The 21,996-nt window shown below is 68.6% G+C and carries 11 protein-coding genes (1 of these 11 running past the window's edge); 7 read left to right on the top strand and 4 right to left on the bottom strand.

The features are described from left to right. Nucleotides 1-15: 15 nt before the first annotated feature. Together AC1DWT_RS19340 and AC1DWT_RS19335 are read right to left on the bottom strand one after the other, a co-directional pair. The gene (locus AC1DWT_RS19340; protein ID WP_477921839.1) at nt 16-948 is read right to left on the bottom strand and encodes an oxygenase MpaB family protein; all 933 of its coding nucleotides are present in this window, start codon (nt 946-948) and stop codon (nt 16-18) included. A gap of 18 nt (nt 949-966) precedes the next feature. Further along, the gene (locus AC1DWT_RS19335) at nt 967-2,508 is read right to left on the bottom strand and encodes an aldehyde dehydrogenase family protein (protein WP_095860936.1); all 1,542 of its coding nucleotides are present in this window, start codon (nt 2,506-2,508) and stop codon (nt 967-969) included. A gap of 158 nt (nt 2,509-2,666) precedes the next feature. Between AC1DWT_RS19335 and AC1DWT_RS19330 the strand changes: the two genes are divergently transcribed. Both AC1DWT_RS19330 and AC1DWT_RS19325 read left to right on the top strand, forming a co-directional pair. Beyond that, nucleotides 2,667-3,809, top strand: a complete 1,143-nt coding sequence (locus AC1DWT_RS19330; protein ID WP_095860937.1) for an acyl-CoA dehydrogenase family protein — start codon at nt 2,667-2,669, stop codon at nt 3,807-3,809. Nucleotides 3,810-3,856: 47 nt separating this feature from the next. Then, nucleotides 3,857-4,552 (top strand): GntR family transcriptional regulator, encoded by a 696-nt coding sequence (locus tag AC1DWT_RS19325; RefSeq protein ID WP_072945665.1) that lies wholly within the window; start codon nt 3,857-3,859, stop codon nt 4,550-4,552. Nucleotides 4,553-4,579: 27 nt separating this feature from the next. Here the strand turns inward: AC1DWT_RS19325 and AC1DWT_RS19320 are convergent, their stop codons facing one another. After that, on the bottom strand, nt 4,580-5,515 hold the full coding sequence (locus AC1DWT_RS19320) for an esterase/lipase family protein (protein WP_072945663.1): 936 nt from the start codon (nt 5,513-5,515) through the stop codon (nt 4,580-4,582). 231 nt (nt 5,516-5,746) lie between these two features. Here AC1DWT_RS19320 and AC1DWT_RS19315 point away from each other — a divergent pair, with 231 nt between their 5' ends. The 5 genes from AC1DWT_RS19315 to AC1DWT_RS19295 all read left to right on the top strand — a co-directional run bounded on the left by AC1DWT_RS19315 (nt 5,747) and on the right by AC1DWT_RS19295 (nt 11,191). Further along, complete coding sequence (locus tag AC1DWT_RS19315; RefSeq protein ID WP_095860938.1) at nt 5,747-6,196, top strand: chorismate mutase family protein; 450 nt, start codon at nt 5,747-5,749, stop codon at nt 6,194-6,196. Then, entirely contained in the window at nt 6,196-8,268 is a 2,073-nt protein-coding gene (gene pabB / locus AC1DWT_RS19310) for an aminodeoxychorismate synthase component I (RefSeq protein ID WP_072945658.1), read from the top strand. The genes AC1DWT_RS19315 and pabB overlap by 1 nt, the downstream gene beginning before the upstream one ends. Beyond that, on the top strand, nt 8,265-9,185 hold the full coding sequence (locus AC1DWT_RS19305) for a prephenate dehydrogenase/arogenate dehydrogenase family protein (RefSeq protein ID WP_477921834.1): 921 nt from the start codon (nt 8,265-8,267) through the stop codon (nt 9,183-9,185). Before pabB ends, AC1DWT_RS19305 begins: the two co-directional genes overlap by 4 nt. Beyond that, the gene (locus AC1DWT_RS19300; protein ID WP_477921832.1) at nt 9,182-10,141 is read left to right on the top strand and encodes an AurF N-oxygenase family protein; all 960 of its coding nucleotides are present in this window, start codon (nt 9,182-9,184) and stop codon (nt 10,139-10,141) included. The genes AC1DWT_RS19305 and AC1DWT_RS19300 overlap by 4 nt, the downstream gene beginning before the upstream one ends. Before the next feature lie 114 nt (nt 10,142-10,255). Continuing rightward, nucleotides 10,256-11,191, top strand: a complete 936-nt coding sequence (locus AC1DWT_RS19295; RefSeq protein WP_072945650.1) for an RNA polymerase sigma-70 factor — start codon at nt 10,256-10,258, stop codon at nt 11,189-11,191. 70 nt (nt 11,192-11,261) lie between these two features. Here the strand turns inward: AC1DWT_RS19295 and AC1DWT_RS19290 are convergent, their stop codons facing one another. Then, nucleotides 11,262-21,996, bottom strand: partial view of a non-ribosomal peptide synthase/polyketide synthase gene (locus AC1DWT_RS19290; protein ID WP_477921847.1) — the 3' portion only. The gene runs 23,015 nt beyond the window's last position; 10,735 of the gene's 33,750 nt are visible here — the last part of the coding sequence; its start codon lies beyond the right edge, outside the window; the stop codon is at nt 11,262-11,264.

Below are 21,996 nucleotides of genomic sequence, written 5' to 3'. Positions count from 1 at the left end.
CCAGGGACACAGTTCTCATGCTGCCCGCCGGCGGGCTCCTCGTTGCTTGTCGTTGTCCGCGCCGAGGTCACGGGGGCGGTAGCCCACCGGGTATCCGGGGTAGGTCCGGTTGCGCGGATCGCGTGCGGCCTTCGATTCGCGGCGCGGTGGCAGGAGGCGCACGAACCGCGCCCGGATCCGCAGCGCACGTCGGGACGCGTTCTGCAGCCAGTGCGGGGCTGCGGGAAATCCGAACGCCGCCAGCATCATCGGGTCGAGGAGGGCGTAGACACCCTGCGCGACGAGCGGCCGGAGTGCCGCCGGAAACCAGGAGCAGAACAGCGTCAGCGTGTAGGTGCCGACCCGATGGTTGTCGTCGGTGTACCGGAAGTGTGTCCGTTCGTACTCGGCCTTGAACCGGTAGAAGTCCTCGAAGGTCTCGGGGATGTTCCTGATCCCCATGCGAACCCCCACCTGACGGTAGAAGTGGAAGCATGCAAGACGCTCGTTCGGGGTGAGCCGCCGCCACCCGAACCGGTCGATCCAGTCGATCGGCTCGTAGATGAAGGTGGTCAGCACGTACAGCATGTCGTCGTTGTCGATCTCGTACTTGCCGTGCATGCGGTTCACGACGCGCAGTGATTCGATGCCGCGTTCGGAGTCGTAGCCGTGTTCGACGAGTTCGGCCATCAGCAACGCGGTGTCGTCGTATCGCTTCTGCGGTCGCTTCTCGAACTCGCCGGTGCGCTGCAGCAGTTCCGAAATCGTGGGGACGCAATACGTTCGGAACAGTGCGAACTCGAGGGACCGCTGGTAGTCCCACGGAAACTCGAAGCCTGCCGTGATGCGGTGGATCTCCTCGTGGTCCCTGACCGGGTCGAGTTCCTCGATCCGGCGCTGCCAGCCGTGCCTGCCCCGTGGAACCCCGCCCGGCGCACCGGTGCCGGTGCGCATGGTCTTCGTCAGCATGTGGATGCCCTCCCGCGATCAGCGTCCGTGTCGGTTCTTCAACATCCAGGCGGAAATCTTCATGTCCCGCGACTTGCGCTGCATGGTGAGCAGGTTCAGCGGAGCCGCGAACTTCTGCCGGGCGATGGATTTGACCCGGCTGAATTCACGCAGACCGTCCGCGCCGTGGATGCGGCCGAAGCCCGAATCTCCGACACCGCCGAACGGCAGCGCCGCCACGCCGGCGAACCCGAGCACCGAACCGATCGTCACGACACCGGCCCTGAGCTTTTCCGCAGCCTGCATCGCCTTCGTCGCGTCCTTGGTGAAGATGGATGCGCCGAGACCGAACGTGGTGCCGTTGGCCAACGCGACCGCCTCGTCGAGGCTGGCGACCTTGTTGACGACCACCGTGGGGCCGAACGTCTCCTCGCGGATCGCGGTGCTGTCCTCGGGAACGCCGGTCAGCACGATGGGCCCGACGTACCCGTCCGCGATGGAGTCGAGTCCGCCGACCACCGCGGATCCACCCTTGTCGAGTGCGTCCTGGACGTGGCTGCGCACCACGTCGGACTGGCTGGTCATCGTCATGGGGCCGTACGCCGCGTCCCGTGGCCCCGGGCGCAGGACCTTCGATTTCTCGGCGACCAGCCGGACGAACTCGTCGTAGACGGAGTCGACGACGTAGATGCGCTCGACGCCCGCGCACGTCTGTCCGGCGTTGCCCATCGCCCCGAACACGGCGAACCCGGCCGCCTCGTCCAGGTTCGCGTCGGCGTCGACGAGCATGGCGTCCTTGCCTCCCGCCTCGACGACCAGCGGCGTGAGCGTTTCGGCGCAGGCAGCCATGACGCGCTTGCCGGTGGCGGCGGACCCGGTGAAGGCGATCTTGTCGACGCCGGCGGAGACGAGGGCGGAACCTGTCGACCCGTCGCCGGTGACCACCTGCAGGACAGGCTGATTGGGAATGAGTGCCTTCCACTTGTCGGCGAGCCACACCGCGACCCCGGGGGTCAGTTCACTGGGTTTGAAGACGACGGTGTTGCCCGCTGCCAGCGCGTAGGAGATGGAGCCCATCGGCGTGTAGACGGGGTAGTTCCACGGCCCGATCACACCGACCACACCCATCGGCTCGTACCCGACGCTGCTGGCCTGGTTCGCGCTGACCAGACCGGAGGGCACCTTGCGCCGCTTCAGGACCTTGCCCGCGTTCTTCGCCGCCCAGTCGAGATGCTCGATGGCGAGCATCACCTCGAGCAGCGCGTCGTCGTAGGGCTTGCCGGTCTCGGCGGCGACGAGTGCGGCGAGTTGCTCGCCGTCCCGTGCCATCGACTTCTTCCAGTCCAGGAGCCATTGTTTGCGGCCGTCGAAGCCGAGGGCGTTCCACCACTGCGCGGCCGACCGGGCCGCGTCGACGGCGGCGCGCACCTCCCGCTCCCCCTCGATCGGGTACTCGGCCAGGACGGTGCCGTCGCGCGGGTCCAGGGACGCGAACGTCTTCGGCGCCGACTCCGCCGGCCCCGTCGGAGCCGTGGGCTGAGCGCCTGCCGTCGTCTCGGTCGTCTCCGCCTGCTGTGGCATGGTCGATATCCTCCCTCGAGATCACATCAAATATATGTGATGTGATGTAATGTAGTGGACATCACAGTATGCGGGTAACCCCATCGCGGCAAGCCCCACACAGTCACCCCCGGCCGGCCTGTTCGCCGCCCGCATCACCCACGAGGAGCTCCCCGGACATGAGCGTCGAATTCACCAGTGAACAGAAGGACTTCGCGGCGGCGATCGCCGATTTCTGCAAGCGGGAGAGCGGCACCCGCGAGCAACGCGACAGGCTGACGAATCACGGCGAGCACAACCACAATCAGGACCTCTACGAGAAGATGGCGAAGCTGGGCTGGCTGGGCATCACCATCCCCGAGGAGTACGACGGCTCGGCCGCGAGCCACGTCGACATGTGCATCCTGCTCGAGGAAGCCGCCAAGGGCATGGCGCCCATCGGCGGAATCGGGCCCACCCTGATCACCGGCGGCGCGTACGCGAAGTTCGGAACCGACGCACAGAAGGACGTCGTGCTGCGCGGCATCGTGGCAGGCCGGTCGCAGTCCATCTCGATGTCCGAGCCGGAGGCCGGTTCCGACGTCGGCAACCTCAGCACCCGCGCGGAGAAGACCGCCGACGGCTGGGTGATCAACGGCCAGAAGACGTGGTGCTCCAATGCGCACTTCGCCGACAACATCCTGCTCGTGGCCCGCACCGGGCGCGGCGACGGCAAACACGAAGGCCTCACGATGTTCCACGTCCCCGCGGATACCGCGGGACTGAAGATCAGTGGCATCGACACGATGGGCGGCAAGGAGGTCAACGACCTCTACTTCACCGACTGCGTCCTCCCCGAGGACGCGGTGGTGGGCGAGGTCGGCAACGGCTGGCGCCAGCTGATGACCGGACTGAACTTCGAACGCCTGATCCTCGCCGCCATGATGCTCGGCACCGCGCAGCGCGCGTTCGCGGACACCCTCGATTTCGTCACCCAGCGCAAGCAGTTCGGGCGTCCCGTCGGATCGTTCCAGGCGCTACGCCACCGCATCGCCGATCTCGCGACGGAGATCGAGTGCTGCAAACTGCTCGTGTACAGCGTCGCCAAGGACGTCGACGCGAACCCCGACAAGATGCTGGCCCGCGAAGCGTCGATGGCCAAGCTGAAGGTCACGGAGACGGCGAAGAAGGTCGCGCTCGAGGGCATGCAGATGATGGGCGGGTACGGCTACGCCACCGAGTTCGACATGGAGAAGCACGTCCGCGCCACCATCGTCTCGAGCATCTACGGCGGTACCAACGAGATTCAGCGCGACATCATCGGCAAGACCTACGGCTTGTAAACATCCACTGCGGTTTATGCTGGTTTGCCGCATCGAAGGAGTTCTCCATGGCATCGCCCTCCGTGTCACGATCCCCAGCGGGCCGCACCCTGCGCCGCCGACCCCAGTTGTCGGACGACGTCGCCGTGCACGTCCGCAACCTGATCATGTCCGGGGGCGTTCGCCCGGGTGACTTCATCCGCCTCGACGAGACGGCGGCGGACCTGGGTGTCAGCGTCACACCCGTCCGCGAGGCGCTCCTGACCCTGCGCGGCGAGGGACTCGTCGAACTGGTTCCCCACCGCGGCTACGTGGTCGCCCCGCTCAGCCGGGACGACATTCACGACCTCTTCTGGCTACAGGGCCAGATCGCCGAGGAACTCGCGGTCCGCGCGACGCGGTCCGTCACCCCGGAGGTCGTCGAGGAGCTGACCGCGATCAATGAGAAGCTGCGGCGGGCCGTCGAGGACGGCGAGGCCGACCGCATCGAGGATCTCGAGTTCTCCTTCCACCGGGTCATCAACCATCTCGCCGACGCGAGCAAGCTGTCGTGGTTCCTGCTCAGCGCCACCCGGTACACGCCGGTGCAGTTCTATTCGTCCGATCCGGCCTGGGGCGAGTCGGCGGTCGAGAGCCACCGGCGCCTCATCGCCGCGCTCGCCGACGGGAAGGCCGACGTGGTCGGCGCCGAGAACAAGGCCCACTTCATCGACGGCGCCCAGCGACTGGTCGCACATCTCGACGAGGTCGGCATCTGGGACTGACCGGCGCCGCCGATCACCCGTGCCGGGTCAGCACGGTGCGGGGTTGCGGTCTCCGTAACCGGGGTCCAGTGCCCGCTGGATGATGTACACGGCCCGCGGATCGGTGGTCAGCTGGCCGTGGTCCGCGGTGTTCGTGTCGCAGCCGTCCTGGAGCCAGATGTTGTGCACGGCGGCCCCGGGACCGGCTGTCAGGAACGTGTTCTCGGGAGGGGTGGACACGGTGTCGCTGCGACTGGCGACCACCGTGTAGTCGATGCCCGGGTCGGTGTCGCCCGCCGCGTTGAGGAGCTGCAGGAAGGGCGAGCCCACCATCTGCTGGATGTAGGACGGCCCGACCGCGACACCGGCGAGCGTTGTGACCGGCACACCCAGTGCCTGCGCGATCGCACCGAGCGACTGGACGTCCCCGAAGCTGGTGCCGTGGTTGGTGGCGCCGAGCGTGACGAGCGAGTGCACCTTGTTCAGCGCGGGGTTCGCCCGGTCGGCACCGCCTTCGAACCGCAGGTACTGACGGGACACCGTGCCGCCGAGCGAATGCCCGATCATGTCGACCTGCGGAGCACCGGTGGCGGTGCGGACCAGCTCGACGAACCCGGCGAGCTGCCGAGCGGACTCCTCGATGTCGGCGCCGCCGAACATGCGCATCATGTTGCCCTTGGTCAGACCGGCCGCCTGTCCGTAGTTGAGGGCGAAGACGCAGTAGCCGTCCGCGCTGAGCTCCGGAGCGAGGTCCTTCCACGTCCCCACCATGCCGGTCCAGGTGCCGTGCACCAGCACGACGGGACGGGGGTGCGCCGCGGACGGCTTACAGCTCCAGTCGTTGGCCCCGGGAAGCGCGGACGGATCGACCACGGGCGCGGGTTCCGCTTCCACGGGATCCGCTGCCGCCGGTGCCGCACTGCCCAGCATCACGATGCCTGCCAGCACGCACAACAGAGCCCTAGTGGCCGACGATATACGCATATTCCTCGTATCCTGAGTGTGCGGAAATAGACTTCAGGTTACGTTAGCCAACCGTCCATCAAAGTCTCAACCTGAGATCGAGACTCCCGGGGGTGATAACCCACCAGGTTCGTTTTCGGCCGATCGACCACGGCACTCCCGGCCATCCGGAAGGCTCATGGAAACGAACCACCAACGACACACGATAGTCGGGATGAGAGAGCTACTGCCGATCGAGTGAGTGGGGCGATTATGTACTTCTCCGTAGAACAGCGGAACGGCGACGATTCCGGAGAGCATTCTGACGCCTCGGCGCAGCACGCACTCGAGAGTCTGCGCGCGGAACTCGACGCCGTCGACGCGACCCTGCTCGAGGCGGTCCGGCAGCGGTTGGAAGTGTGCCTGCGGATCGGCGAACTGAAGCGCCGCGAGCACATCGCCATGATGCAGCCGGGACGGATCCACATCGTCCACGAACGGGCGCGCCAGTACGCCGACAGCCACTCCCTCTCCCCGGAGTTCTTCGATTCGCTCTACGACCTCCTCATCGCCGAGACGTGCCGGCTCGAGGACCTCGTGATCAACGCGGAGACCGTCGACGAGGCTCCCCGCCACAATGGCAACCACAACGGCAGCCACAGCCACGCCGGCAACCACCAGGTTCGCCACAGTTCCGTGCCGTCTGCGAATGTCGAGTCGTGATGAGTACCCGGACGCTGCTGGTCGACAATTACGACTCCTTCACCTACAACCTGTTCACCCTGCTGGCCGAGGTGAACGGGGAACCGCCGACGGTCGTGCACAACGACGTGGAGTGGGGTTCGATCCCCTGGTCCGACTTCGACAACATCGTCATCTCCCCCGGCCCCGGCCGGCCGGACCGGAAACGCGACTTCGGGATCAGTGCCCGCATCATCAGGGAAACCGAACTCCCCGTGCTCGGCGTGTGCCTCGGCCACCAGGGGCTGTGCCAGCTGTTCGGGGGCAAGGTGGTGCTCGCGCCCGAACCGATGCACGGCCGCGTGTCCCTCGTCGACCACGACGGTTCCGAACTCTTCGCCGGCATTCCGTCGCCGTTCCCGACGGTTCGCTACCACTCGCTGATCGTCGAGGACCTCCCCGGCGACCTCGAGGCCACCGCCTGGACGGCCGACGGACTCCTGATGGGCGTGCGGCACCGCACCCGCCCGCTGTGGGGAGTCCAGTTCCATCCCGAATCGATCAGCACCGCCTTCGGCCACGAACTGCTCGCGAACTTCCGCGACCTCACGCAGACGCATTCCGGGACACCCACGCACGGTTCCCTGCTCAGAATCCCGATCCCCCACGCGCCGTACGTGGTCCAGCAGGTGCGGGTCGACCACGAAGTCGACCCCCGCACCACGTTCGAGGATCTGTTCGCGTCCGGACCCAACGCGTTCTGGCTCGACGGGACGTCGGCGTCGGAACCGACTTCGCGTTTCACGATCATGGGCAACTGTTCCGGTCCGCGCGCCGAATACATCACGTACGACGTCAGCGAAGCGATCGTCCGGATCACGCGCGAGGGGTTACCGGTCGAACAGGTGCACGCACCGTTCTTCGACTACCTCGAACGGCAACTGCAGGCACGGTCGGTGCCCGGACTCCCGGGTGTGCCGTTCGGCCTCGGCTACGTGGGATACCTCGGCTACGAGTTGAAGGCCGAGACCGGCGGAACGGCGGCACACAAGTCGCCCACCCCGGACGCCGCGCTGGTGTTCGCGGACCGCGCCGTGGTCATCGACCATTCGAACGAGCGCACGTACGCGCTGTGCCTGAGCGATCACCAGGACGATCCGGAGTTGCGCCGCTGGCTCGACGAGATGGAGGCGGCGCTGCACCGGCTGGCCGAGCCGGACCAGCCGCCGACCGCGGTGCCGCCGATCCGGAAACCGGAATCCGCCGAACTCGCCCTGCGGCACGACCACGACAAGTACCTCGACCACATCGCGACGTCGCTCGGCGAGATCCGGACCGGCGAGTCCTACGAGGTGTGCCTGACCAACATGGCGACGGTGGACCAGTCGATCGATCCCCTGCACACGTTCGAACTGCTGCGCTCCATCAGCCCCACTCCGTACAGCGCGTACCTCCAGTTCGCCGGACTGTCCGTTCTCAGCGCCTCCCCCGAACGGTTCCTGCGGATCGGCGCGGACCGGGTGGTGGAGTCCAAACCCATCAAGGGGACCCGTCCGCGCGGTGCCACCCCCGCCAAGGACGCGGCGCTGCGGCAGGATCTGCTCGACAGCGAGAAGGATCGCGCCGAGAACCTGATGATCGTCGATCTGACGCGGAACGATCTGGCCCGGGTGTGCGTTCCCGGCTCGGTGCACGTTCCGAAGCTGTTCGACGTCGAAACGTACGCGGCCGTCCATCAACTCGTGTCGACCGTGCGCGGAACCCTCAGCGCCGACGCCTCCGTCGTCGAGTGTGTCCGGGCCGCCTTCCCCGGCGGATCGATGACGGGCGCCCCGAAGATCCGGACGATGGAGATCATCGACCGGCTCGAGTCCGGGCCGCGCGGTGTGTATTCCGGTTCGATCGGCTACTTCTCGCTGACGGGGACGGCCGACCTGTCCATCGTCATCCGGACGATCGTTGCCACGGACACCGAGGTGACATTCGGCATCGGCGGTGCGATCACTGCGCTGTCGGACCCGGAGGAAGAGTTCGACGAGGCAATGGTCAAGGCCGCCACCATGTTGCGGGCGCTGTCCGTGACGGCAGACCGGCCGAACGAGATCGGGCAGTGAACGTCCCGGCCGCATCCACCCGGACCGTCGCACTGATCGGCGGTTCGGGCGATGTCGGCCGGATGCTCGCAACCCGGCTCCGCGCCGACGGAAACACGGTGCGCACCATTGATATCCGGTTCACCGACCGGTCCGACTCGGATCAGATGAAGGGCGACGTCACCGACCCGACACCGGAAATGCGGGCGGTGGTGCAGAACGCCGATGCGGTGATCCTCGCGATACCCGAAAGCGTCGCGCTGGAGTCGATTCCGTTCGTCGTCGCGGAGTTGCGCGAGCAGGCCCTGCTGGTCGACACGCTGTCCGTGAAATCTCGATTCGATGCGGCCCTGCGGGAGAGCGCACTGCGGGGCGGCGCGGTGGGCATCAACCCGATGTTCGCGCCGTCCCTCGGACCGGAGGGCCGCCCCGTCGCGGCCGTGACCTACCGGGACGGCGCCGGGGTCGAATGGTTCCTGTCCGCACTGTCCGGCTGGGGATCCTCGGTGGTCCGCCTGGACGCCGAACACCACGACCGGCTCACGGCAGCGACCCAGGCACTGACACACGCCGGCGTCCTCGCTTTCGGCCTCGCTCTCGCGGAACTCGGTGTCGACGGCGCCGAACTCACCGCGGTGGGCACCCCTCCGCATCTCGTCTCGCTCGCGCTCCTCGCACGGGTCGGCGGCGGCGTCCCGGAGGTCTACCACGACATCCAGGCCGGCAATCCCTTCGCCGGTGAGGCCCGCCGCGCGCTCGCCGCCGCGCTCGCCACGCTCACCGACACCGTCGAGCAGGGTTCGGAAGACGATTTCGCCGCGCTCATGTCCCGCGCGACGTCCCCCCTCGGCGACCGGAACGAACCCCTCGTCCGGCTGTGCGCCGACCTCTTCACCGATCTCGTTCACCGACAGCCGCGGAACGGAGATACGTCATGACGACCCGGAACATTCCCTCGCTCCCGGAGTACGACCCGTCCGATCCGGTGGAGAGTGCCGTCGTGACGCGGCTCGCCCGCAACTGGGGGCAGCGGGCGACCGTGAAGAAGCCGGAACCGGACCTCGACGCGCTGTTCGACCTCGGCAAGCAGGACTACCCGAACGAGTTGCTGCCCTTCGCCGATCACGACCGGTTCCTCCGCATGGGCGAGGAGCAAAGGAACCAGCTGCGGGCGTGGGCCTGGATCGCGTTCAACAAGAACGTCATGGACATCGAGCAGTACGTGGTCAATCCCGGGTTCGACCTCGTCGCGCACGACGCCCTCGACACCGGGCTCGGAGACACGTTCGCCGTGGCCGTCCACCAGGCGATGGTGGACGAGCAGTACCACACCCTCATGCACCTGAACGCGAGCGCGGTCACGCGCCGTCAACGCGGTTGGGCGATGCCCAATAACGCCCTGCCCGACGTCCTGACGTTGCGCCGCCAGCGCGCGGCGACGACCGAGGCCGCCGATCCGAGGCAGCGGGCGATCACGACGTTCGCCTTCATGACCGTGGCGGAGATCTCGATCAGCTCCTACCTCGACCTGATCTCCGAGAACGACGTCATCCAGCCGGTCAACCGGGCGACGGTCCGGCTGCACAATCGCGACGAGTACTGTCACGCCTCGATCGCCGACGACATCGCGGGCGTCGTCTACGACACCCTGAACCCCGGCGACCGGCGGCTCTTCCTCGACGGGCTGGTCGACGCGATGACCGCTTTCAGCAGCAACGACTACTCGACCTGGCACACCATCGTCGACATCCTGGACCTCGACGGCGGTCAGGCGATGATCGACGACGCCGAACACGACACCCGGCGATCCGCGCTGGTCCAGGATTTCGGTGGCATCCACAAACTGTGCAAGCACCTCGGGGTCGCGGGCGAGATGTCCTACGAGTGGGCCTGACGTCGCGGGGGAAGCCGCCCGATTTCCGTGACAGCCGCTCCCGTCCGGTTGTCACAGAACGGCGGGGCCCGGTGTCTGGTGTGTGACACCGTCGAGAACGAAGAGGAGCCAGCCATGGCCGGCACGTCGCAGACCACACCTGACGATCGCGGCGGGAGCACGGATGCCCGTTCCGATCCCGCCACCGAGGCGTTCGTCGCCCACCGCAATCTGCTGTTCACCGTCGCCTACGAGATGCTCGGCTCGGCCGCCGACGCGGAGGACATCCTGCAGGAGACGTGGCTGCGGTGGGCGGGCGTCGATCTGGGCACGGTGCGGAATCAGCGGGCGTACCTGGTGCGGATCACCACCCGCCAGGCGCTGGTCCGGCTGCGCACGGTCGGCAGGCGCAGGGAGTCCTACGTCGGCCCCTGGCTACCGGAGCCCTTGCTGACCGCGCCCGACGTGGCCGAGGACGTCGAGTTGGCCGACAGCGTGTCGATGGCGATGATGCTGGTGCTGGAGACACTCGCACCCACCGAGCGGGCGGTGTTCGTGCTGCGTGAGGTGTTCGCTCTGGAGTACGGGGAGATCGCCGCCGCCGTCGACAAGAGCACGGACGCCGTCCGCCAGATCGCGCACCGGGCGCGGACCCACGTCGCGGCGCGCCGGCCGCGGGGCGTCGTCTCCCCTGCCGAGTCCCGGGATGCGCTCGATGCGTTCAAACGGGCGCTCGAGACGGGCGACCTGCAGAGCCTGCTCGACCAGCTCGCACCGGACGTCGTCCTCCTCGGTGACGGCGGCGGAGTCAAGCAGGCCGTGCTGCGACCCATCGTCGGGGCCGACAAGGTGGGCCGTCTGCTGGCGGCAGGCCTTCCCCGGATCGGCGGCGAGGTATCGGTCGAACCCGTGCAGATGAACGGCTCCCCCGCGCTGATCGTCCGGCTCGACGGGGAGATCGACGACGTCGTGGCCGTGCGGATGGACGACGGCAAGATCACCGGGCTCTACATCGTGCGCAACCCCGAGAAACTGTCGCGGGTCGAGCGGGAAACCGCGGTGAGCCGCTGAGGCGGACCCGTGAACTGACGATGCCCGTGGTGGGAAGGCGCGGAGCCTTCCCACCATGGGCGCTCGGACATCAGTTCCCGGACCGCTTCTCGGCCTGAGCCACGAGCGCGGTGAGCGCCGCCACCCAGAACTGCCCGAACCGGTCCACGTCCGGCGCCGAGAGGATGCCGGGCGGGAACGACATGAACGCCGACAACTGCAGGCCCTCAGCAGTTTCCGAGATCACCGACTGGATGTCGAGAACGGCCTGGGCGGGCATCGCACTCTTCTCGAACCCACCCGTGACGGGAGATTCGAAGTCGGGCAGCCAGTCGAGTCCGCGGACCGCCTCGGGAACCTCGGCGGCGCTGACGCGTCCGATGTAGTTGAACACGATCTGCGGTTCCGGCCAGTTCCTCATCACCGACGTCGTGTCGGGGTTGAGGTACCGCAGCAGTCCGTATCCGATTCCCCGGTCCGGGATCGCACGCAGCTGATCCCGCACCGCGCGCACCGCATCCGCGGCGCCCGCACCGCCCCGCAGGGCGTCGGCGATGTCGACCCCGGCGAGATCGAGCCGTGCCGGGTACATCGTGGTGAACCAGCCGACCGTCCGCGACAGATCCGCACCCGGCACCGCGGACTCTTCACGTCCGTGACCCTCGAGCGTGACCACCATCGACGAGGCCTCGACTCCGCGGTCGCGCCGCCACGCGGCCACCGCCAACGCGAGGGCCGCCGCGAGGACGTCGCCGATCTCACCGTCGAGCGCACCCGGCGTGCCGCCCAGCAACGCCTCGGTGACCGGTGCGGGCACGTCCACCCGGGTCCGTTCCAGCGTGCTGACCAGATCGGTGCGCAGGTCCAGCTCACCCGATCCGAGCAGCGGATCCGGAGCGGTCAGCATCCGTTCCCACACCGCGAGTTCGGCCACCCGCTCCGGTGTCGCCGCCGCCTCGAGCAGACCGTCGGTCCACCGCCGCAGCGACGTTCCGACCGGCTCCAGCGACGGCGTCGTGCCTGCGGCGATCTGGGCGCCTGCGGTCGCGAAGTCCGGCACCAGGATCCGCCACGACACGGAGTCGATGACGAGGTGGTGCGGCACGACGAGGAGCCGTCCGCGCCGATCCGCCTCGGCGGGGTCGAACCAGACGAACTGGAGCATCGACCCGGTGCGCGGATCGAGACGATCCAGCGCCGCATCGAATGCCCCGCCCGCCACCGCGTCGAACTCCGGCGAACCGGGCTCGGCGCCGGCCGCGATCTCCACCCGCTGCACGGTGGCGTCGAGATCGACGCTGCCCGCAGGTGCGATCTCGAGCGCGTCCCCGGCACCGTCCGTGACCAGTGTCGACCGCAGCACGTCGTGCTGGTCGACCACCGCGGTGATCGTCGCGATCACCTGCTCGCGTTCGATCCCGGCGGGCAGTGTCAGCAACAACGGCATGACGAATCGGTCGAAGTCGCCGCCGCGCTCGACCATCTTGCGGGCGACCGGGGTCAGCGGCACCGTTCCGACGCCGCCCTCCTCGTACTCGGCCAGTACCGCTGCCGCGGACTCGCCCGAATCGGCCACTGCTGCCAGCTCGGCAACGGTGCGCCGCTCGAACACATCGCGCGCCGTGAAGTGGATACCGGCCGAACGCGCCCGCGCCACCAACTGGATGGACACGATGCTGTCGCCGCCGAGTTCGAAGAACGAGTCGTCGATGCCGACGCGCTCCCGGCCGAGCAGCTCCCCGAACACGGTCGCGAGTGCCCGTTCGGTGTCGGTGCGCGGCGCGCGGAACTCGGCCGCCGACGCGAAGTCCGGCACCGGCAGCGCGCGCCGGTCGAGCTTGCCGCTGGTGCCCAGCGGAAGCTCCGCGAGAACCATCACGGAATCCGGGATCATGTACTCGGGCAACGATTCCGCGACGAAGGCATTCAGCGCCGCCTGGTCGATGGCCGCGTCGGGCCTCGGCACGAGATAGGCGACGAGCCGCGCGCCCACCTCACTGGTGTGCACGATCACGGCTGCCTGCGCCACGTCGCCGTGCCGGACGAAGGCCTCCTCGACCTCGCCGAGCTCGATGCGCAGTCCGCGCACCTTCACCTGGAAGTCGGTGCGGCCCACGAACTCGAGGGCACCGCTCTCGTTCCACCGGACGAGGTCACCGGTGCGGTACATCCGCACACCCGGATCACCGAACGGGTCGGCGACGAACCGTTCCGCACTCAGCGCAGCGCTGTTGACGTAGCCGCGCGCGAGTTGCGCGCCGTCGAGGTACAGCTCGCCGGGAACACCGATCGGCGCCGGGTTCAGGTGGGCGTCGAGCACGTAGGCCCGCGTGTTCCAGGCCGGCGAACCGATCGGTGCGATCGTCGCCGTCCCCGACCGCTCCACCACGTGGGCCGTCGAGTTGATGGTCACCTCGGTCGGGCCGTACAGGTTCACCAGCTCCGCGGAGCCGAGTGCTGCAACCCGCTCGGCGGCCGACTGCGGCAGCGGCTCACCACCCGCGAACACGAGCCGCAGCGAACCGCACCCGTCGGCGGTCGCGGCGTCGAGGAACATGGTGAGCACGGACGGGACGAACTGGATCACCGTCACCGATTCCGTGTCGACCGTCGCGGCCATGTACTCGGGATCGCGATGACCGTCCGGTGACGCGATCACGAGGGTTCCGCCGACCACCAACGGCAGGAACAGCTCCCATACGGAGGCGTCGAACGTGAACGGCGTCTTCTGCAGCACCACGTCCTGCGCGTCGATGCCGTAGACATCGCGCATCCACGCCAGCTGATTGGCCAGCGCCGAGTGCGGAATCGCCACACCCTTCGGACGTCCCGTCGAACCCGACGTGTACAGCGCGTACGCCAGGTTGTCCGGGCGCAGGTCGGCGAGCCGTTCGGTGTCCTCGATCGGACCGTCGCCGTACCCGGACAGGTCGAAGTCCTCGACCAGGTACACCGGGACCTCCACGTCGAGGTTCGCGATGTCGTCGGCCGAACTCAGCACGCAGGCCGGCGTGGCGCTGTCCACCACGTACGACGTCCGGTCGGCGGGATGCTCGGGGTCGATCGGCACGTACGCGCCGCCCGCCGCGTGGACGGCGTAGAGGCTGGTCAGCATGTCGAGCGAGCGCCGCATCGCGATGCCCACCACCGTGTCCGGTCCCACCCCGATCGCCATCAGGTGCCGCGCCAGGCGGTTGACCCGCGCGTCGAACTCGGCGTAGGTGAGCCGCACGTGGTCCGCCACCACGGCGGTCCGATCGGGTGTGCGCGCAACCTGGGCACCGAACATCGACACCACGGATTCTTCCGCGACATCGCGGCGGGAATCGTTCCATCCGGACAGGACGAGGTCGCGCTCGTCCTGCGCGAGCAGGTCCAGATCGCCCACCAGAGTGGAACTTCCGGCCGCGATGGTCTGCAGGATCCGGTTCAGCCGGGCACCGAGGCGCTCGACGGTGTCGGCGCCGAACACATCCGGAAGGTACTTCAGGACCAACTGCAGTTCGCTGTCCGACTGCGCCAGCAGGCTCAGCGGGTAGTGCGAGGCGTCGCTGATCTGCACCCCGGCGACCCGCAGGCCGTCGATGTCGCTGTCCTCGGTGAGTCCGGCCCGGTCCACGGGGTACGACTCGAACACCGTCAACGTGTCGAACAGCCCGCCGATTCCGGCGATCTGCTGGATCTCGGGGAGACCGATGTGGTGGTGGTCGAACAGAGCGGACTGTTCCGCCTGCAGCCGCTCGAGCAGTCCGAGGATCGACTCGCGGGGATCGACGCGCACCCGGATCGGGATGGTGTTGATGAACAGACCCACCATCGACTCGATGCCCGCGACCTCCGGTGGGCGGCCCGACACGGTGGCGCCGAAGACGACGTCGTCGGACGCGGTCATCCGGGCCAGCAGCAGACCCCACGCCGCCTGGACGATCGTGTTCATCGTCAGGCCGCGATCCCGCGCGATGCGCGCCAGGTTCTCGCTCACCACCTCACCGAGATGCAGTGCGATCTCGGCGGGCTCGGGACGGTCCTCGCCGGCAGGTGCCGGGGCCAGGACGGTCGGCCCGTCCAGCCCGGCCAGTGCGTGCGCCCACGCGCTGCGCGAGGCGTTGGCGTCGCGTTCGGACAGCCAGGTGAGGAAGTCACGGTAGCCGCGGACTCGCGGCAGCACCGAGCCGTCTCCGCGGGTCGCGTACAGCACCAGCAGATCCTTCATCAGCAACGGCATCGACCATCCGTCGAGCAGGATGTGGTGATTGCTGATGGAGAACCGGTAGCTGCTCTCCCCCGTGCGGATCAGCAGGAACCGCATCAGGGGCGGACGGCCCATGTCGAACCGCGCCGAACGGTGTTCGCTCAGAACGGAACCGATCCGCTCCTCGCGGTCGGCCTCGGACAGCGCCGACAGGTCGAGTTCTTCCCACGGCAGCGCAACGTGGTCGACGACCACCTGGACCGCGGTCCCCGAATCGTCGGGGACGAAGGCGGTGCGCAGGTTCGCGTGCCGCGCGATCAACGCTTCCGCCGCGCCGCGGAGGCGGCCGGTGTCGACGACGCCCCGGAAATCGAGCACCACCTGAGCGGTGTAGACGTCCACCGTGTCCTCGGCGAGAACGGAATGGAAGAACATTCCGGACTGCAGCGGAGCGAGCGGCCACACGTCGGTCGCGGCGGGGTAGCGCCTTTCGAGCGCCTCGAGGTCGTCCTGCGTCACGGTCACGAGCGGGACGTCGGACGGCGTGAGACCGCCGCTCTCCGGCCCGGACGCGTGCTCGGCGAGCGCGGTCGCCGCGGCATGCCACAGCTCCGCGAACTCCCACACATCCGCCTCGTCGAGAATCTCGGTGGCGAAAGCGATCTTGGCCTCGATCTGCGGGCCGGACGCCGTCTCCGACGTCACGGCGTTGATGCTGAGCACCGCAGGCGCCACCATCTCGTCGTCCATGGCGCCGCCGAACTCACCCGAGTCGCTGTCCGGAATCCAGCCGAGATCCCGGATCTCGGCGGGCAGATCCACCGAACCCGCCCGGCCGAGGTAGTTGAACCCGATCTGCGGAGTCGGCAGCGACGCCAGCGCCGGAGCGGTCTCGTCGTTGAGGTAGCGCAGGAGCCCGTAGCCGATGCCCTTGTCGGGCACGGCCAGCAACTGTTCCTTGACGGCCTTCAACGCAGAACCCGCCGAGATGCCGCCGTCGAACGCGTCGGCGAGATCGGCCCGCGACACGTCCAGCCGCACCGGGTACAGGCTGGTGAACCAGCCCACCGTGCGGGCGAGGTCGGCACCGGGAACGGTCGACTCTTCGCGGCCGTGTCCCTCCAGGTTGATCAGCACCGAACGATCCGTGGTGCCGCCGCGGAGTTCGCGCCAGCGCGACACCGCGAGGGCGAGCGCCGCGAGCAGGCCGTCGTTGACGCCGCCGTTCACGGACTGCGGGATCGTGGTCAGCAGCGCCTGCGTCACCTGCGTCGAGAACGTCATGCTCAGGCGGTCGGTCCGGGCGATCACGTCGCGTTCCGGATCGAACGCGCGCCGTCCGATCAGCGGATCGGTTCCCGCGAGCATGCCGCGCCAGAAGTCGAGTTCGGCCACACGGTGCGGAGACTTCGCCTCCTCGGCGAGTCCGTGCGCCCACGCCCGGACGGAGGATCCGACCGGTTCGAGCTGCGCGGGCGCTCCCGCCATGATCTGCGAACCCGCGGTCGCGAAGTCCGGCAACAGCACTCGCCAGGACACCCCGTCGACGACGAGGTGGTGCGCGAGCACCAGCAGGCGTCCGCTCTGACCCGGCAACGACTCCGCCGGGGCGAACCACACGAACTGCGTCATCCGGCCCGACGCCGGATCGAGGCGGTCTGCGGCACGACTGAGAGCCGCGCGGGCCAGCCGCTCGAACTCGTCGGTGCCCGGCTTGTCGGTGAACTCGATCTGCTCGATCAGCTCGTCCGCGTCGAACGCGCGTCGAACGGACAGCGACTCGAACGACCAGTCGTCCCCGACCCGCGTGAGCCGGGAGCGGAGAATGTCGTGGCGCGCCAGGATCGCGTCCACCGTGTCCGCCAGCTGATCTCGCGTGACGGCGGGCGGGGTGGTCAGCAGGACGGCCTGCGAGAACTTCTCGAAGGTTCCTGCAGTCTCCACGAGCCAGTGCGCGATCGGGGTGAGCGGCATCGGTCCGACGCCGCCGCCCGGCAATTCCTCGAGCTTCACCGAGTCGACCTCGGTGGCCCAGGCGGCCACCTCGGCCAGCGCCGCCACGGTCTTGCGTTCGAAGACGTCGCGCGCGGTGAACAGCACCCCGGCGTTCTTCGCCCGGGTCGTCAGCTGGATGGACACGATGCTGTCGCCGCCGAGAGCGAAGAACGAATCGTCGACGCTGACCCGGTCGACGCCGAGGACCTGCGCGAAGACGTCGGCGATGGCCTTCTCCATCGGCGTCGACGGCGCGGTGTATTCACTGGCGACCGACACGAACTGCGGCTCGGGAAGCGACTTGCGGTCGAGCTTGCCCGCGGGTGTCAGCGGAACCGAGTCGATGGCCATGATCGACGACGGCACCATGTACCCGGGCAGGGTCTCGGAGACGAACGCCGACAGCTCGGCGACGTCGATCGACGCGCCCGATGCGGGCATGACGTACGACACGAGCACGGTCTGCCCGGTCTGCTCGCGGTGGTGGCCGAGCGTGACCGCGAAGTCGACACTCGGGTGCCTGCCGAGTTCGGCGTCGATCTCTCCGAGTTCGATGCGGAATCCGCGGACCTTCACCTGGAAGTCGGAACGGCCGACGTAGTCGAGGACGAGGTCGCCCGTCTCGTCGTCGTGCACCCAGCGGACGACGTCGCCGGTGCGGTAGAGGCGCTCACCGGGACCGCCGAACGGGTTGGCGACGAATCGCTCTGCCGTCAGGGCGAACCGGTTGTGGTAGCCGCGGGCCACACTCGGACCCGCGACGTACAGCTCACCCGCGACACCCACCGGGACGGGCGTGAGCCGGGAATCGAGAACGACCACGTCGACGCCCCGGGTGGGACCGCCGATGGTGACGGGCCGATCCGCCGTCATCGGGTTGCTCGACGTGCTCCAGATCGTCGCCTCGGACGGGCCGTACAGGTTGAACATGCGCCTGCCCGGTGCCCACTTCTGCATGAGCTCCGGCGGGCAGGCCTCACCGGCCACCGACAGCACCTCGATGCCTTCCAACCCGGCCGGGTCCACCGTGGTGAGCGCGGCGGGTGTGATGAAGGCGTGCGTGACCTTCTGCTTCTTCAGCAACCGGGCGAGTTCGTCTCCGCCGTACACGACACCGGACGCGATGACCATCGTCGACGCGGCGGCCACGGCGTGCAGCAACTCGAAGACGGAGGCGTCGAAGCTGGGCGAGGCGAAGTGCAGCACCCGCGACTGCGGGGTGAGCCGGAGCCGCTCGACCTGCTCGGTCGTGACGTTCGCCAGGCCCGTGTGGGTGACGACGACGCCCTTGGGCAGACCCGTCGATCCCGACGTGTAGATCACGTACGCCGCGTCGTCGACCCGGGTCGGACGGATGCGGTCCGCATCGGTGACGGCCTCGTCCGACACGGACGCGCACAGTTCGTCCATCTCGTCCGCGCCGAGCACGAGCCAGCGCACGGTGTCCGGGAGTTCGGCGACGTGGGCGCCGGTGGTGAGACCGATCTCCACGCGGGAGTCCGTGACCATGTGCAGGATCCGGTCGAACGGGTAGCTCGGATCGACCGGGACGAACGCCGCCCCGGTCTTCGCGACCGCCCAGATGGAGAGGATCGATTCGACGGAGCGTGTCAGTGCCAGCGCCACGAAGTCGTCGGCGCCGATGCCCCTGCCGATGAGAACGCGGGCGAGACGGTTCGAGCGCTCGTCGAGTTCGCGGTAGGTGACCTGGTCGTCGCCGCACACGACGGCGACGGCGTCCGGGTTCACCGCCGCGGCAGCGGCGAGGATGCCCGCCAGCAGCTCGGGTGCGGCGGTGTCCGCGCCGCGCACCGGAGCCAGCACGGCGTGCTCGTTCTCGCTGAGGACGTCGATGTCGCCGATCAGCACGGACGCGTCGGCGGTGATCGCCTCGAGGATGCGCTGGAAGCGGAACGCGAACGACGCGATGGTGCGCTCGTCGAACAGATCCGTCGCATAGGTGAACACGCCGCGCATCGGCGCGTCCCCGTCCGCGCCTGCCGCGTCGGCGAGCGTGAGCTGCAGATCGAACTTGGCGGCGTTGATCCCACCGTCGAGTCCCTCGACCGTCAGGCCGGGCAGTTCGAGGTGCGCCTGCTCGATGTTCTGGAACGCGAGAGCGACCTGGAACAGCGGCGAGAATGCGGTCGAGCGTTCCGGCTGCAGGATCTCGACCAGCCGCTCGAACGGCACATCGGTGTGCGTGAACGCGCCGAGGTCGTGCTGACGCACCTGCGCGAGGAGGTCGGCGAACGTCGCGTCGACGTCGACCTGCGCGCGCAGCACCAGCGTGTTGACGAACATGCCGACCAGGTCGTCGAGTGCGGCCTCGCCGCGGCCCTCGATCGCGGTACCCACCGCGATGTCGTCCGTGGCGCTGAGCCGTGCGAGCAGCACCGACAGCGCCGCGTGCGCGACCATGAACAGCGACGCGTTGTGTTCGCGGGCCAGTGCCCCGAGCCGGTCGCGCAGTGCCGCGTCGATCTCGAAGTCGAAGTTGGCGCCGCGCATCGACTGTGCGGGCGGCCGCGGCCGGTCCGTCGGCAACGGCAGCACGTCCGGCAGACCGCTCAGCGTGGTCCGCCAGTAGTCGATCTGCTGGGTGGCCAGCGAATCCGGAGCGTTCTCGTCACCGAGCAACTCGTGCTGCCACAGCGAGAAGTCCGCGTACTGGACGTCGAGCGGAGCCCAGGCGGGTTCCGAACCGGCGGCGCGGGCGCTGTAGGCGATCACCACGTCGCGTGCCAGCGGTGCCGTCGAGGCGCCGTCGGACGAGATGTGGTGGACGACGATGACCAGCACATGCTGGTCGGCGTCGATCCGCAGGAGCCGGGCGCGGACCGGAACCGCCGTCGCGACGTCGAATCCGGCGGTGACGAGAGAGATCACGCGTTCGCGCAGCACAGTCTCGTCGGCGACGTCCTCGACGTCCAGGGCCGTGAAACTCCGGGCCCGCGACAGCACGACCTGGCCCGGTCCGTCACCGGTGTCGGGGTAGGTGGTGCGCAGCGTCTCGTGCCGCTCGACGACGTCGCCGAGTGCCTGCTCGAGCGCGGCGACGTCGAGGTGGCCGGTCAGCCTGATCGCCAGCGGAATGTTGTACGCCGCCGACGCGGTGTCGAACTGGTTGATGAACCACATGCGGGACTGCGCCGGGGACAGCGGAATCCGGGCGGGACGCGACTGCGGCACCAGAGCCGGCCGGTTCGCACCCGCCGAATCGGACTGCTCGGCGCGAGCCGACAGCGCGATCACCGTCGGCGCCTCGAACAACTCGCGCACACCGATCGACGTGTCGAGGGCTGCGTTGAGCCGGGCAACCACGCGGGTCGCGACCAGCGAGTTGCCGCCGAGGTCGAAGAAGCTCGTGTCGGCACTGACCCGCTCGTGGCCGAGGACGTCCGCGAAGACCCCCGCGACGATTTCCTCGACCGGGGTGCGCGGAGCCCGGTAATGGTCCGCGGCGCCGCCGAACTCGGGCTCGGGAAGGGCCTTGCGGTCGAGCTTGCCGTTGATGTTCAGCGGCAACTCGTCGAGCGCGATCAGCGCGGACGGCACCATGTAGCCGGGTACCGACCTACCCGCGAACGCGAGGACGTCGGCGTCGGCCACGGAACCGCCCGGCTCCGGCACGGAGTGACCGCGTGCCTCCGGCACGACGTAACCGACGAGGCGGTCGCCGGTGTGCCGGTCGCTGTGCACCACGACGACGGCCTGCGCGATCGCCGGGTGCGCGACGAGGGCACGCTCGATCTCGCCGAGTTCGATGCGGAAACCGCGGACCTTCACCTGGAAGTCGCTGCGGCCGACGTAGTCGAGGTTGCCGTCGCGGTTCCACCGCACGAGGTCGCCGGTGCGGTACATCCGCGCTCCGGCCTCGCCGAACGGGCCGGCGACGAATCGTTCCGCGGTGAGGTCGTGGCGGCCGAAGTACCCGCGCGCCAACTGCTCGCCCGCGAGATAGAGCTCACCGGTGACGCCGGCGGGAACGGGGTGCAGACGCGAATCGAGAACGTAGGTCTGCGTGTTCCATTCGGGCCTGCCGATCGGGACCGAACCGTCGCGCTCGTCGCCGCACCGGTAGTGGGTGACGCTGACGGCGGCCTCGGTGGGGCCGTACAGGTTGAAGATGTCCGCGTCGCAGACGTCCCGGAACCGGAGCACCGTGTCGGCGGGCAGGGCCTCACCGATGCACAGCACCCGGCGCAGCGACGCCAGCTGCGCGGGTTCCGCCACCGCGACGAACGCGGACAGCAGCGAAGGCACGAAGTGCACCGTCGACACCTGCTGCTCGGCGACGAGTGCGGCCAGGTAGGACGGGTCGCGGTGGCCGTCCGGTGCGGCGACGACGAGCCGTGCGCCCGCGGTCAGCGCCCACCAGAACTCCCACACCGACAGGTCGAACGTGGCCGCCGTCTTGAGCAGCACCGAATCCTCGGCGGTGAGAGGGTATTCCGACTGCTTCCACCGCAACTGGTTCGCGATCGCACCGTGCGCGATCGCCACGCCCTTCGGCCGTCCGGTCGAGCCGGACGTGTAGATCACGTACGCGGCGTTCTCCGGCCGCAGCGGTGCGGTCCGCTCCGAGTCGGTCAGCGGAGCCGGGTCGATATCGCCGAGATCCAGTTCGTCGAGGAGG

The organism is Rhodococcus sp. P4_B6, from assembly GCF_056402215.1.
Note: the sequence above shows the minus strand (reverse complement) of the source record. Positions and strands in the feature narration are given on the sequence as shown.

What these genes read in the sequence shown, in the direction of transcription:
- AC1DWT_RS19315 (WP_095860938.1), top strand. Translation starts at nt 5,747, where the DNA reads ATGTACTTCTCCGTAGAACAGCGGAACGGCGACGATTCCGGAGAGCAT.
- AC1DWT_RS19325 (WP_072945665.1), top strand. Translation starts at nt 3,857, where the DNA reads ATGGCATCGCCCTCCGTGTCACGATCCCCAGCGGGCCGCACCCTGCGC.
- AC1DWT_RS19320 (WP_072945663.1), bottom strand. Translation starts at nt 5,515, where the DNA reads ATGCGTATATCGTCGGCCACTAGGGCTCTGTTGTGCGTGCTGGCAGGC.
- AC1DWT_RS19300 (WP_477921832.1), top strand. Translation starts at nt 9,182, where the DNA reads ATGACGACCCGGAACATTCCCTCGCTCCCGGAGTACGACCCGTCCGAT.
- pabB (WP_072945658.1), top strand. Translation starts at nt 6,196, where the DNA reads ATGAGTACCCGGACGCTGCTGGTCGACAATTACGACTCCTTCACCTAC.
- AC1DWT_RS19295 (WP_072945650.1), top strand. Translation starts at nt 10,256, where the DNA reads ATGGCCGGCACGTCGCAGACCACACCTGACGATCGCGGCGGGAGCACG.
- AC1DWT_RS19335 (WP_095860936.1), bottom strand. Translation starts at nt 2,508, where the DNA reads ATGCCACAGCAGGCGGAGACGACCGAGACGACGGCAGGCGCTCAGCCC.
- AC1DWT_RS19330 (WP_095860937.1), top strand. Translation starts at nt 2,667, where the DNA reads ATGAGCGTCGAATTCACCAGTGAACAGAAGGACTTCGCGGCGGCGATC.
- AC1DWT_RS19340 (WP_477921839.1), bottom strand. Translation starts at nt 948, where the DNA reads ATGCTGACGAAGACCATGCGCACCGGCACCGGTGCGCCGGGCGGGGTT.